The organism is Chryseobacterium jejuense, from assembly GCF_900100075.1.
GTDB lineage: Bacteria > Bacteroidota > Bacteroidia > Flavobacteriales > Weeksellaceae > Chryseobacterium > Chryseobacterium jejuense.
In genome coordinates this window covers 104,260-119,242 of sequence record NZ_FNEG01000003.1, presented here as the reverse complement: position 1 = coordinate 119,242, position 14,983 = coordinate 104,260, and the positions used below count along the sequence as shown (strand labels likewise).

The window sequence follows — 14,983 nt, the reverse complement described above, 5'->3', positions numbered from 1 at the left end:
TTCTTACTAATACATCACTTTGATTTTATCCTGCTCTTATGAATATATCCTTCTTTTCCTTCTTTAGTTTTCACTAAAAACCAATCACCTGTATTATTCAGAACCTCAATATGTTCTCCTGATTTTAACTTTTGTAGAACCTCTGAGGAAGTATTTTTATCTTTTCTTAAATTGGTATAGCCATCTGGATCAACAATTTTGTTGAGAAGGTGCTTTTCTTTTAAATATTTTGAAATTTGGTTTATTTTAGAATTTGTAATTGTATAACTTTCATATCCATCTGATTTATTTTCTTGTACCTTCTCTTTTATATTATTTTCTGTATCAATTAGAATATTCAAGTCTTTTTTTGAAATAATATAACCATTATCAGCAAGCAATTTAACTGCATTAAAGTCTTCTTGATGTATAGAAAGATTCATTAAATCATTTAGTTTTGAAACATCAACTTTATATTTAGTAATAAAATATTGTAACCAACTATTATCAATATAATACTGTACATCAAAAAAAGTTTCATTATTAATCAAATATGATAAATTCTTATTGTCAAAATCTTCTATTAAAGGATTCTCATTCTCGTATAATTCAAGTTTTTGTTTAAAATTTTGAATTTTGGGGGATTTTTTATCTAAATCCTGAGGAGTAAATTTTATTACTGTTCCTTCATTAAAAAGGTCAGTAAACTTTGTTTCTTCCATAATTTTATTTTTGTCATTATCTTGTTTCCCTAATAATCTCCATTTTTCTAATGTTAGTAAATTTCCATTTACCGTGTCGTAGTAATATAATGAACAATCCTTCTTGTCAACATAAAAAATATTCCAAACGCTGTTATGAAATTCACCTTCTTGCTCTTCTTTTATAACATAATATTTTTTCTTATTATAAACGCTTTCGTCAATTTCAAAAATTATTTTCTGATTACTATTTTTATACAATTGCATAGCTTCAGCAACCTCTTGTATTTGAGTTACTTTATTATAAGCATTTTCTTTACTGCAATTATCATTGTCTTGACCTTTGCAAGATAATAATTGAAACAAAATTAGGAATGCTATTCTTTTTTTCATTTTAATTGATTTAAAAGTTCAATATCCTTTTGGATTTCTATTTTCTCTTTTTCATTTTTTGTTTTACAAAGCTTACATTCTAACATTTTTTTATAATCCTTTAATGTTGACACAAAATTATCTTTGACTGCTTTTTTATACTGTTGAGGTCCTGTCAAACCATTCTTAGGCTCTCCAGTGGCATATGCACCTTTTTTTCCAGTATCCTCTAATCCGACAACAAAATTTTCTATAGTCTTTGAATTGTCGGTCAATGCAGTATATGCATCTGGGAAATTCTTTTTCAGAAGCTCAATATATCCATTAAAACCTGCTTCTTCAGATGTGAAGTTAGCAAAACTTTCAACTCTTGCTTGGTACTTACCTTCATATGTTTCGTGTGTTGACATGCTTTTTTTACCAGCATCCCCAGAACCTTTTATATTCATCGGGTTATTCAACGGTGTTTTCAAACTAAAACCATTTTCCTGCCTTCTTTGTGCAATCATATATAATCCTTTGAATTTATTTGCAGACGTATGTGTAGATACATAATTAATTACTTTAGTACCAAAAGAATCATAATACTCTTTCCTACCATCATTTTTTAATTCATTACATTTACAGTTATTGATTTCTGGTAAAGGTTCTACAAGTGCATAAACTTTAATTTCCTCTTTATACTCCGAGGCTTTAACAACTATTTTCCCGTTGCTAGAATAACCTCTTCTTCCATATACACCAGTTAATTCAGGAATTATTGATTCCAAATAATTGTTTAACGCATGGTAAACAAACTTATAGTTTGAAGCACTTAAGTCTCCAATTTCACCTGCATAACTTGAATGATTTTCTCCATTTGAATTTCTTATACCTAAGCAACCTATCAAATCTTTAGATTTCCAAGGGTCAATAGATATGGAACTCCTATTTCCTAATGTCATTGCACCACTTGAAACCTCTTTTTTTAAATCAGCCACAGGTTTTAAATTTGATGTCGTATTATCAACAAATCTATACCTAAAACTTTCTTTTCCTGCGTGATTCCATGCTTGCATATATCGAACTCTATACAATGTTTTGAGTATGTTTGGTGGGATAGGTCCGTAACTTGTATAATCTTTATTATTAGTTTGCGCATGTCTTGCGACAGTTAAAACCGTAGTTTCTGCATTTTCATGGGTTTTATTCTCTATATCTTGTTTTAATTTATTAACGGCTTCACCTATTTTATTTCCTCTATAAATATACATTTTATACAATGGAAATGCACTTTTACCATTAGGTAATTTTTTAGAATATATTTTATTTCCTTCTTTATATTCATTCATTCCATTATATCCTCCATAATCAGGATAAGAGGCTATTTTACCATTTTTATCAACGGTTATTTCTGTTGCAATTTCACTAGTTATATATAAAATAGCTTCTTTTCCTAGCCCTATAACTTTATCAAATTTTAATTTCGTTTTCTCCACCATCACTGCACTATTCCCAGTCTCCACCTTTGTAGGCTCAGCATCTGCACTCACAGGCATCACGGTAGAAGTTACAGAAGTATCATGGTGTATCACTTCAATAAAATAATCCTGCCTACTGCTATCACTACCACCATCTTTGGCTTTATCAAACAGCTGTTTTGTCAGTTGTACTCTTACAAAACTATTATCACCTGCCAATACCCAATCCTTTTCATATATCAAATCATTACTCCATGTGAAATTGTCTTCCTCCCATATTTTCACCTTCACTTTTTTGCCTTTCATCTCTTTTGTAACAATCTTTATTTTTACAGTAGTTCCTACTTTGGAAGAATGGAGCTTGTTTCCTTTTTCATCAACAAATTCAGCACTTAGTATCTTTCCTTGTGGATCATCACTTTTTTTTCCGCCTGTGGTGACTGGGAACTTTGCTGAATTGCCATCAGGTTTAGGTTTGGGTTTTTCTGGAGCAGGAGTTGTTTTAGGCTTTGGTGGTGAGGAAGTATGCCCTTTAGGAACCTCTCTTTTTCTTGGAGGTTCTGGATTATGAGTAGGGTTAACTACATTAATATTAGGACTTGCTTTTTGTATATGTTTACTAACTACATCAGCTGTTACATAATATTCGTGAGTGGCTCCCTCACTTTTATCACCTGATGCAGTACGTGCATTGGCAATCATTACAGCCATCGTGTAAAAAGGTAATCTGAAAACAGCTTCTGCCATTCCTTTTTCATTCACTCTGCTAAGAACAGGGACAAGGTTTATTTTATTCAAAGCATTTACTGTGGGATTGTGTCCTTCTCCCTGAGCATCATCTTCCCAAAGGGTAAAAGCAATATTCATCTCGAACATCTCTACACAATATGCCCTTGCAATAATGGTATCTTTATAGCTTAACTTTTTATCTTTTGGAATAGATTTATAGTTAGCATCCAGAAGTTCAACCCTGGTTATTTTAGGTTCTTTAGCCCTTTGTGGATGTACAATCAGTTCTCCATAGTCTTCACCCTGACGTACAATGATCTTTATCCCCTTATGAAATAAACTTTTCTGTCCGAAAATATAAGGAACCATTTGCCCCTCTTTATCGCTTCCTCCTTTTCTCCAACCTGTTTTTGTCTGTACCATCACTTCCCAATGTGCTTTAGGTACTTGTAAAGGGTTCTTAATAGGTTGTAAAGGATTCAGCCAGCCATTTATTGTAGTAACGGAATACATTTGCTGTTTTCCTATCACAGGTTTATCGTTTCCGATGATTGTTAATTTTCCCATATTTGTGTTTGTGTTTATTCGCAGATGTTTACATCTTCTTCCTGTTCATCCTGAAATTCTTTGTAGTCAAGCAACGGGTTAATATTCTGCTGCTGTTTTGGGTCTGCATTCCTAACATTCTGTTGAGTTACCTCCGCAGTTTGCCCATGTTCTTTTATGGTTATTTTTCCTCCTGTTGCACACATCAATTCAGAAAGTTCTGTAATACAACTTTTGTTCATGACCTTTACTTTCTCATAAGGTTTCTGCCATTTTCCTGCAGGAGCAAAAGCACAAGGCAAATAACCACCGGAACTTGGTTTCAGCTTGCATTGTCCAAAACTGGGACCAGATGGAGTAAACTGTACATCATCTTCTGTAACCGCTAAATAATCTGCTTGTCCTTCTTTATTATTCCAATAATGTTTCTGGTGTGAGGTTACTTTGAACTGAGGAAACTGATTCCCTTGATTACACTGGGCTTTTCCTTTTTGGATCACGAAATATTTACCATTGTGAGGGGAGGTGTTTTCTGACATCGTATTGTGATTTAGGTGTTTTTCAAATCTAATAATTATCTGTAATTCTTTCTAATAAAAAATCTTCTCTTCTGGTATTTTCATGCCCAAAATATTGAAATCTTGCTTCAATTTTATACAATGATAAATTTTCTCGGTTAAAAAGATATTCTGCTAAATGTTCACAATCTATAGGTTTCTTTCCTATATCCGTTTTCTCATCAAACTTGGAATCTGTAAAATGTAAGTATTCCAGGTTTCGACTATCAATAGAGATACCTTTTTGCTGAATCTTTACTCTTTTATCATCTACAATATCTTTGGATAATAATATGTTTTGAAATTCAAACTGTATTGATTGAGCATCAAAAATCCAGGGACAAAAATCATAGTAAACATTTGAAGTAACCCAATTTCCTAATTGAGTTCTGTAAAATGTACCAAACATAAAAGAGTTAAATAAAGTATTCTTAAACTTCTGTAAGATAATTTCGGGGCTTTCTACAATGCTTTTCATTTTTTGAATATAATCAGAGGAATATTGATCTGGAAAAAAGTTCTTTATGGAGTCTAACTCAGAGAGAATATCTTCTGTTTTCTTTGTCACTACTATATCAATAAGTTTTCCATCAGTATCTATAATATATTGAATTGGGTAGATAGTCTCCATACACATTTTTGCAAGAGTATCCACTTTGGTATCTGAAGCATCCTCATTTTTTTTGAAATCAAATGCTGAAAAGAGAAAATGGTAATATCTATTTTTAGTTCCTTCAAGATCTAATCTTACTTTGTTTTCATACTTTGCAAGGATTGTATCATCGGAATAGGTAGTCTGTGTAATTTGATAATTTCCCTCCCAATGTTTAAAGTCAAAGGGAAATCTTCCGTTAGCTGGAAAATCATAGAAACTTTGATTATTGTCTCTGATTTTTTTGTTAATCTCAAGGATTTCCCGTGATGATGGAATATAAAGTTTCATTCCCGGAGTAAGATCATCCTTAAATCGTTCTGACAAAGAGCAATTTTGATGATGATAATCCCTTAAATACTCAGGGTTTTCAAGCTGTACCTCATGACAAAGGTCAACAAGGGATTGTCCTTCTTTTGTATAATAAATTATCATTTGGATCTGTGTTTTTACGATACAATAATAAGTAAAATCAATCAAAAAAACATAGGTATTTTCCCCATATGTTGAATTATTTTCTATGTTTGGGATTGATTCAATAGCTAAAGTCAGATCAGGAGGTTTAATCAAATTCAAGCAGATAAAAAAGTTCTATAGAACTTTTTATGGTACTTTGGAGTAAAATATTAAAATGGAAGGGATGTCAGGGTATTATACAAAAAAAGCTCCCAAAAAAAGGAGCTTTGTGACTTCGGAGGGGTTCGAACCCCCAACCCTCGGAGCCGAAATCCGATATTCTATCCAGTTGAACTACGAAGCCATTTTAATGAGTAATAAGTAACTAATAATAAGTATGCAAATATAGTTTATTATTAGTTACTCATTACTTACATGCTAGAAGGTAATCTTCACACCACCCAGAATCTGTGGACCTAAGACTTTATAAGCCTTGTAGGTCTGATATTTTGAGCTTAGAAGGTTATTTCCGAGTGCGAAAATACTGAAATTTTTGTGAATTTTATACTCTGCAGAAAGATTTAAATCTGCATAACCACCAACTTTATCGTTCGTATTTTCTAATGAACGGTAAATCATTCCATTAGGAGCTGAAGCATCTGCAATTCCTTCGATTGAAAAAGAATTTGTTGTTCTGTCGCTGGCAAAAATCCCTTTGAAACCTAGCAATAATTTCTTGTCAAGCATCGTATATTTAGCACCAATACTAGCATTCACTAATGGAACGTTGTAGATATTGTCGTAGTTCTTCAAATTATACTTTGTAAACCTCACTTCCCCGTCGATCATTAAGTTTTCTAATGGGAAATACTGTACGCTACCTTTGATATCGCTTACATTTCCATCATCATAAATGGCAGAGAATGTATTTGCATAATCATAAGCAGCACGGTTAAGGGTGTAATTATTATCAAAAAGGCTGTTCGCTTTAAAGAACATAATGTCTTTCATTTTTCCGAAACCTGCTGAGATATCATATTTCAACGTTTCATCAATATCTCCTCTTAATCCTACATAAAAGTGGTATTTCGTTTCTGTAGGCTTTAAATACTGGTCAGAAAGTGCGTAAGGGTTTTCCTGAAGCAAATCTCCGTAAGTGTTAAGCTTAAGACCACCATCTACCCCACCGTAGAATTTAAATTCTTTGGCAGCAGCCACCTGGAACTCAGCTTGCGGAAACCAATACGTCTTATTGTTCTTCACCTGATCCATCAATCTGTTTGAATTCTTAGCATTCAGGAAAGAAAACCCTGATCCCACCATCAAATACGACTCTCCTTTTCTAAAGGTTACTTTTGGAGTTAAATTCGTATTGAAGAAGTTGGAAGAGTTTTTATCTACCATTTCAAAATCTGTTTTCACAGCTTCTAGTCCTACTCCCAAATCAGCATTCAGATTGATTCCTGATTTTCCAAGTTCAACAGCGTGTTTAGAGAAGTTCGCTAAAATTGAAACCTGATTTTCCTGAGCATCGAAATGATCTTTCAGGAATGATGATTTTACTCTTACATCATTCAAAATTTCGTTAGAATAGAAATCATAGTAACCATTTACTTTGAACTGATTGACTTTCTGCTTCAGATCAACATCAGCAGCTGGTGCCAATGCATAGATTCCGTAATAGTTATAATTATTCAATCCATATTCAGCATTGATATTGAATTTCCCTTTATCTCCATAAGAGTTAAGGAAAGCACCTATCGTTGCAGAAGTCTGCTTGGATTTCCAATCGTAATCGTTTTTAAGACCGTTTGTAGAAAGCAAATGAACGTCTGCTCCCACTTCAAACTTATTTTCAAGGGTTTTAGAGATATTTCCATCCAACAGAATCTTCCCATAATTCCCCATTCCAAACTGAACGTAGTTATTCTGAGCTGTTCCGTCAAATTTCGGAGCCACATCCTCTCCCTGAATGGTAGAAGTCTTGAAGTCTGAAACCGCAGGAACGTCTGTAATGGTATATCTTACAGGATTCTGGGATTTCTCTTCCGGCGGGTAGTTTTTAATGGTTTCCACGGAAGTCTTCTTTTTCTCGATCTTCTTCACTTCCGGCTCTCTCTTTTTGTTAAGAACCAGTTTCTCCTCCTTGATCTGGGAAAACGCGAACTGCGAAACCCCTAAAAATATGATGGATAATAATTGAATTTTTCTGTTCATTACTACTTCTTGTATTTATGTATCCATGCCAATCGTATCAATAACTCTTTACATGAATAGGATACTACATTTTTACTTTTTAATCTGCTTTTTAACTTCTTTCGCTTCTGCTACAATGTCCGGGAAGCTCTTATAGTTCGCAATAATCTGGTCACATGTATAACTTGCCTGATAATTATCTTTCAAGCCAATATAGTTTTTGGCCATCATTACCAAGGCTCTTGCCCCCCAATATTCTTCAGAGGCATAATTGTTGGCAAGTTTGAAGATGGTTTCATTGGAAGATTTGAATGCTTTTCCTTTATTCTGATAATAAGCTTTCGCATACAATGCTTCTGCTGCTACCGAAGTGTTGGATGATTTTTCAAGAGAAATATAAGCTGTTTGAGCATCTTTATCTTTTCCTGAATTCATCAGACTTCTAGCCTTGATCACCTTCGCTGTTTCAATAACTGCTGCAGAGTTTTTAGAATTAGCAATGACTGCATTAGCTAATTTTTCTGCTTCAGAGAAATTCTTCTCATCTGCATACAGCTTCATCAATTCAACATTCGCATAGTTTTTAATGCTGATATTGGATGAATTTTTAATGCCTTCCAAATATTTCTTAGCTTCAGCCGTATTCCCCTGTGCAATGAAGATCTGTGCTAAACGGGTTTGAGCATCATCCTGATAATCATTCTGAACACCTGCTACCTCTTGTAAAACAAGTAAAGCTTTTGTTGTATTGTTAGTTTGATAATAACTTTCTCCCAATTCATATTTAGCCTGATAAAGACCTTCTCCTGTTGGATTCTGCGTCAGATATTTCTCATAATAAGAAATGGCATTTTTGTAGTCTTTCTTCGCAAAATTCTGTTTTCCGGTAGATAGGTTGATTTCATCAATTTCTGAAGCATCAACATTCACTCCTATAGTTCTCGCAAAGCTTTCGTAACCTGAAACATCTCCATTTTTCGTGAAAATTGGTTTTGCTGCCTGAACAATCTTCTGAGCATACGCTGTATTTTTATACTGCTCTCCCAACGATTTCAGTTCAGAAAGTGCTTTATCATTCTGGTTTTGATCAATATAATTCTGTGCTCTGTAAATAGAAGCATTTGCAATTAAATCTTTGTCTGAAGACGTTTTAATAACCTTTCCAAAATAATCATTGGAATTGGCAAAATCATCCTGAGCCGCGTAAGCCGTTCCTATTTCATATTGAGCATCATCATAATATTCAGAATCCGGATATTTCGATAATAAGTTTTTCAGATTGGTAATCTTCGCCTGAGTATCCCCTTTAAATCCTAAAGCCATCGCTTTTTGATATACCGTGTAATCTGTAGCATCTGCATTTTTATCATAGATGGCTATTGCTTCATTCAGGTCATTATTCGCATAGTGAATATCTGCCAGACGAAGTTCTGCATCATTTTTAAATTCAGGTTTAGGATTGGCCAGATATTGCTTAAAGTAGGTAGCAGCCTGATCGAATTTCTTAGCTTTAAAATAAGCATATCCCAGATCATAAGGCAACTGCTGCTTTTCAGGGAAGTTTTCGTTCAGAAGCTTTTCATAACGAACAATGGCAGACGGGTAATTTCCTTTCTGGTAATATACCTGAGCTAACCAATATAAAGCTCTGCTGTTAAATTCTTTATTGATATTAAAACCTAAGCTTCTTAAGAAATATTTCTCTGCTTCGTCATAGTTTCCTTTATTGAACTCTTCTGTTCCCAATAAATAAGAAACTTCCTGATCTACTTTATTGATTTCAGGCGTTGAGCCCTGTAATCTGTCAATAGCATTCAGCGTTTCTTTATAGTTTCCGGAATACAGGTATGATTTCACCAATAGTGATCTCATTTCCGAAGCATTGGAAGCATTCTGGTTATCATTGATATAACTTTGAAGAACGGTAGAAGGGTTTTCAAACGGGTTTCCAATATCATATCCCAGTTTAGCATACTGTTCGTGTGCCAGCTTTTTCACTTTCGCATCATAATCCATCTGGTAAGAAGAACGGAATGCAGAAAGGGCTTCCTGCTTTTTATCAACCGCTAAATAAGCATTTCCTAATTGATAATAAGCATTCTGAGCTAATGCTGAGTTACTGTTAACAAGTTGGTTGTAATAAGAAACCGCTTCATCATATTTTTTCAGCTGAGCAGCTACAAATCCCATCTCATAAAGATCGTTTTCAGATGGATTCTGCTGTACATTCAGATAATCTTTCAAATGAGGATATGCTGAATTATAATCACCTTTCATGAAATAACTCTCTCCGATGATCTTGTGTACTTCTGCTTTATAAGATTCTGAAATATTTTCGTTTAATAAAGCATTCCCTTCAGAGATCGCTTTATCATAGTTCTTATCATTGTAATACATCTGTACATAATACGGACGTACCAGTTTTGAGAATTTATCCTGATCTTTTACAGAATCAAAATACTGGAAAGCCTTATCGTTTTGCCCATTGCTGTAATACAGGTGGCCAAGCATATAGGCTATATTTCCTTTTTGAGACTGGTCTGCTGTTTTATAGGCTTCTTCCAAAGCATCCGTAGCTCCTTTAGAATCTCCCATCATAAACTTAGCATACCCCAACTTCATAATATACTGGGTATTCTCCTCTTTTGAAAGCTGATATTGGTTTACTTTTTTCAAAGTTTCCAATGCTTTGTCAAAATCTTTTTTCGCCAAGTAATAATCTGCCAAAGGAAGATTAGCCTGAGCAAAATAAGCAGAATTAGGATATTCTTTCATGAAAGCAGTCAACCCTTCTTCAGCATGATTTTTCTGAAGAATCACGCCAATCACATTATCAAAAAACTGAGCCGCCTCCTTCTTTGAACGGGACAAATTCTGATTGTAGAAATATTGTCTTGCGTATTCGTATTGGGAGGCGTTGTATATTTTAGTCTGATAAAGATTTTCAGCTAGATTGAATCTATAATTTTCTTTCTGTGTAAAATATTGGGACTGTTGAGCATCGGAAATTCCGAAATAGATGACCGCAGCCGCTAAAAGTATTTTTTTTGATTTCATTCTTCTTGATATAAGAAAATTAGTCTAAATAAGTTAACGAAAATATTAAAAACTTATTGTTTAAGCAAGTTTTAGCAGACTTAATCCTGTAAAGCAGTGAATTCACAACAGTAAAAAATATTTCACTATTGCATGATAAAAATTATTAATTTAGTCTGATAAAAATGCAAACAATTTTAGCAATCAATTATCAAAAATACATTTTGAACTGATACTTTCTCAACAGCAGCTAAAAACATACCATAAACACACTACAATATGAATTTTAAGATACTTTTAGCATTAATTTTTGTGAACCTCATACAGGCTCAAAAATTTTATTTTCCGAAAACGGCTGTCAACGACTCCCTTACTTTGGAAAAACAGATGCCTACATTGGCAGCACAAGTGATCTCTAACCTTCAGACTGTGAAGTACAAACCTAAAAACGATGTGGATTTTTCGGATGCTCTTTTTCGGATGCAGATTGTAGCTAAAGAGTACAAAAAATCTATTGCTACTCTCGCTGAGCATCGTAATCAGTTTGCTGACCATAATATGGCCGGATACAAATCTATGGGATACGAAGTTTACAGTATGGCCAAAGTAACAGAAACAACAACCAAAACATCATTTCGAAAAGCTCTTCAGGAAGCATTTAATAAAAAATATGAAAGTCTTGATGAACATTTGCTTCCAAGAGTTGGTCTTGCTGTTTATGGTGATGTAAATAATTTCAGGAAGCTATTGAAAAAAGCACTTGATAAACAAAAAGGAAAAGACAGTATAGATTATCCTTCGGCGCTGGCATTATGTAAAGCTTATTTGAATTATAAGACGTATTCCAGCATCCATCCTAAGATTATGCAACTTTTAGCTTTAAAGGATAAGGAAAAATTCATTGCAGAAACGAGAGACCTTACAACCAAGAATGGAAACACCCTTACCATAACCATCATCAGGAAAAAAGAGAACAAATTGCCTCTTCCGGTTATCCTTACCAGTAATATTTATGCCGGGGAAATTGATCATTTTTTCGGAAAAAGAGCTGCTGTTTACAATTATGTAGGAGCCGTGGTGAATACCAGAGGTAAAAGAAACAGTAATGATGAGAATAATCCTTTTGAGCATGAATCACAGGATCTTTATGAAGTGATAGACTGGGTAAGCAAACAACCCTGGAGTAATGGAAAAGTGGGAATGATTGGGGGAAGTTATGTAGGATTCAGTCAATGGGCTGCTGTGAAAAACCTGCATCCTGCTTTAAAAACCATTGTGCCGCAAGTTTCCGTAGGAATCGGAATTGATTATCCTGCTCAGAATAATGTATTCGTAAACTATATGCTGCAATGGATTCAGTATGTTACCAATAATAAATATACCGATGAAGCAGACTTCAGTAATGCTGCAAAATGGGACTCTATCAATACCGCTTGGTATAAAAGTGGGAAATCATTCAGAGCTTTGGATACTATCAGTGGTAAACCCAGCAAAATATTCCAGAGATGGCTGGATCATCCGGGTTATGACCAATACTGGCAGAAGATGGTTCCTTATAAAGAGGAATTTGCTAAAATCAACATCCCTATTCTTACCACCACCGGATACTATGATGATGACCAGATTGGAGCATTATATTATTACAAAGAACATTTAAAATACAACAAAAACGCAGACCATTATCTGGTAATAGGGCCTTATAATCATGGCGGGGCACAAAGCTTTGGATTTACTTATGTGGAAGGAAACCCTATAGATCCGGCTGCCAGAATCAGTATTGATGATCTTGCTTTTTCCTGGTTTGATTATATTCTTAAAAATGGTAAGAAACCTGAGATTTTGAAAGACAAGGTAAATTTTCAGGTAATGAATACCAATACCTGGAAACATGCTCCTAATCTGGATCAAATACACACTTCCAGTCTTAAGTTTTATTTTCAAAATGGTAATAATAATTCTTCTGTTTTTAATAAACCTACGCAACAAAGTTTTACACCACTTACTGTTGATTTTAAAAACAGAAATGATAAAGACACTTATTATTCCGTGAGCAAAGAAGACAGTATTAAAACCACCAATTCTATTTATTTCGAAAGTGAAGTTTTGGATAAAGATATTATCCTCAGTGGAAATTTTTCCGGAATGTTTACTCTTTCCATCAATAAAAAAGATGTGGATACCAATACCTATCTCTACCAGATTAAACCGGATGGGAAACTTTTTTTGTTATCTTCTCACATTGCAAGAGCCAGCTATGTTAAGAATAATGAGGTACGCCAACTTCTTACTCCCAACACCATTGAACAAATTCCCATAAAAAATGCTTACATCATGAGTAAAAAGATAGAAAAGGGAAGCAGATTGCTTTTATTAGTGGGCGTTAACAAAACTCCATCCTGGCAGCTCAATTACGGAACAGGCAAAGATGTAAGTGATGAAACGATAAAGGATGCAGGAGAACCAATGATGATAAAATGGTATAATAACAGCTATGTGGAAATACCTGTTTATAAAGACTAAAGGCTTTTCGTTAAGTATTTTTATCTAAATGTTCTTAACGACTGTTAACATCAAAATAAAAAATCATTACATTTGTTTTTTTCAAATCAAATATAGTTTATTGAATGAGTCAACTTTTTAGAAGGAAAGTCTATTCGGATACAGATACTTCAACAGGACTTTTAAGAGTTTTAGGTGTATGGGACATCGTATTTTTTGGTATTGCGGCAATTATAGGAGCAGGAAGTTTCAGCAGTTTGGGAGAAGCCGTTTTCAGAGGTGGCCCGGGAGTGATCCTTCTCTATTTGATTTGCGGCTTTGCCTGTGGTTTTACCGCTTTATGTTATGCTGAATTTGCCAGCAGAATTCCGACAGCAGGATCAGCCTATACATACGCTTATGCCAGTTTCGGGGAATTAATTGCCTGGATCATCGGCTGGGCTTTGATTATGGAATATTCTTTCGGAAATATTTATGTCGCCTTTTCATGGTCTGATTATTTCACCAGCTTTTTAGGCCGTATCGGAATGCATATTCCGGATTACCTGACCTGCAGCTATACGGAAGCCAGCAAAGCTATCCGGAACGGTTCAGAAAATAAGGAATTAATCAACGCATGGAATACTGCTCCACTGATTGGAAGTCTTAAATTTATCGTGGATGTTCCTGCTTTGGTCATCAACGGGTTAATTACATGGCTTTGTTATGTAGGTGTTAAAGAAAGTAAAAACTTCAACAACTCATTGGTTATTTTAAAACTAGGAGTAATTATATTAGTAATCTTAGTTGGTTTTGCTTATGTTAATATAGACAACTGGACACCAATAAGTCCTGCAACAGGAACCCCATCTTTTATGCCTAATGGTTTTACGGGAGTCATGAGTGCTGTTTCAGGAGTTTTCTTTGCCTATATTGGTTTTGATGCTTTAAGTGTACTTTCTGAAGAAACAAAAGACCCTCAAAAGACCTTGCCAAAAGGGATGATTATCTCTCTGGTATTGTGTACAGTGATCTATATTGCCCTTACTCTTGTATTAACGGGAATGGTAGATTACAGAAAATTTGATGGTGTGGGAGACCCGCTTTCATTCATTTTTGAGAAAACAAATGCCAATGTAGCATGGATGGAACTTGTGGTTTCTTTTGTGGCCATTGTTGCGATCACTACTGTACTATTAGTTTTCCAGATGGGACAGCCAAGAATCTGGTATGCGATGAGCCGTGATGGATTGATGCCTCAGAAGTTCCTTACCATTCACCCCAAATATAAAACGCCGTCTTTTGCAACTATTGTTACGGGGATTGTAGTAGGAATACCTATCTTATTTACAGATAAAACCTTTATTCTTGACTTTACCAGTATCGGAACGATCTTTGCATTTGTTTTGGTTTGTGCCGGAGTTTTGACACTTCCTGCCAAAGAAAAAATAAAAGGTAGATTCCACCTTCCTTATATCAACGGTAAAATTATTTTCCCGGTTATTTTCATCGGTGGACTGATTGCTTTCTACTATTGGCAACCTGAGTTTTTCCAAACGCTAATGAATTGGAGCGATCCTAAGGACGGAGAGTTCAGAGCCTCTATTTTCTTTTTTATTCTGATCAATCTGATCTTATGTGGGGTTGCTTTTATAAAGAATCTTTCTCTTATCCCATTAATAGGATTAAGCTCTTGTTTATACCTTCTTACCGGAATGAGCCATGAGAACTGGTTCTGGTTTGGAATGTGGTTTATTATAGGATTAGTGATCTACTTTGGATACGGTTACAAAAACAGTAAACTGAATAAAGCTTAAAAGCAATATATAAAATATTAAAAAAGGCAAAATGGCAGGATAAGCTATTTTGCCTTTTTCTTTT

At 34.5% G+C, this 14,983-nt stretch carries 8 protein-coding genes and 1 tRNA gene; 2 read left to right on the top strand and 7 right to left on the bottom strand.

The annotated features are described in order from the left end of the window. Positions 1 to 14 precede the first annotated feature (14 nt). From BLS98_RS09680 to BLS98_RS09650, 7 genes are all read right to left on the bottom strand, one after another. Positions 15 to 1,073: an SH3 domain-containing protein gene (locus BLS98_RS09680; protein ID WP_089735963.1), complete on the bottom strand. Its 1,059-nt coding sequence runs from the start codon at positions 1,071 to 1,073 to the stop codon at positions 15 to 17. After that, complete coding sequence (locus tag BLS98_RS09675) at positions 1,070 to 3,808, bottom strand: hypothetical protein (RefSeq protein ID WP_089735961.1); 2,739 nt, start codon at positions 3,806 to 3,808, stop codon at positions 1,070 to 1,072. Before BLS98_RS09675 ends, BLS98_RS09680 begins: the two co-directional genes overlap by 4 nt. Before the next feature lie 14 nt (positions 3,809 to 3,822). Further along, positions 3,823 to 4,326, bottom strand: a complete 504-nt coding sequence (locus BLS98_RS09670) for a DUF4280 domain-containing protein (protein WP_089735960.1) — start codon at positions 4,324 to 4,326, stop codon at positions 3,823 to 3,825. A 28-nt stretch (positions 4,327 to 4,354) separates the two neighbouring features. Further along, on the bottom strand, positions 4,355 to 5,431 hold the full coding sequence (locus BLS98_RS09665; protein ID WP_139166095.1) for a hypothetical protein: 1,077 nt from the start codon (positions 5,429 to 5,431) through the stop codon (positions 4,355 to 4,357). A 251-nt stretch (positions 5,432 to 5,682) separates the two neighbouring features. Continuing rightward, a tRNA-Arg gene (locus tag BLS98_RS09660) sits at positions 5,683 to 5,756 on the bottom strand. A 74-nt stretch (positions 5,757 to 5,830) separates the two neighbouring features. After that, on the bottom strand, positions 5,831 to 7,609 hold the full coding sequence (locus BLS98_RS09655; RefSeq protein WP_089735956.1) for a TonB-dependent receptor: 1,779 nt from the start codon (positions 7,607 to 7,609) through the stop codon (positions 5,831 to 5,833). Positions 7,610 to 7,681: 72 nt separating this feature from the next. After that, positions 7,682 to 10,645 carry a tetratricopeptide repeat protein gene (locus BLS98_RS09650; RefSeq protein WP_089735953.1) on the bottom strand — a complete coding sequence of 988 codons (2,964 nt, stop codon included), beginning with the start codon at positions 10,643 to 10,645 and terminating at the stop codon, positions 7,682 to 7,684. A gap of 258 nt (positions 10,646 to 10,903) precedes the next feature. On the opposite strand from BLS98_RS09650, the gene BLS98_RS09645 reads away from it, so the two are divergent. Further along, positions 10,904 to 13,144, top strand: a complete 2,241-nt coding sequence (locus BLS98_RS09645) for a CocE/NonD family hydrolase (RefSeq protein ID WP_089735951.1) — start codon at positions 10,904 to 10,906, stop codon at positions 13,142 to 13,144. 104 nt (positions 13,145 to 13,248) lie between these two features. Continuing rightward, on the top strand, positions 13,249 to 14,919 hold the full coding sequence (locus tag BLS98_RS09640) for an APC family permease (RefSeq protein WP_089735949.1): 1,671 nt from the start codon (positions 13,249 to 13,251) through the stop codon (positions 14,917 to 14,919). Positions 14,920 to 14,983 lie beyond the last annotated feature (64 nt).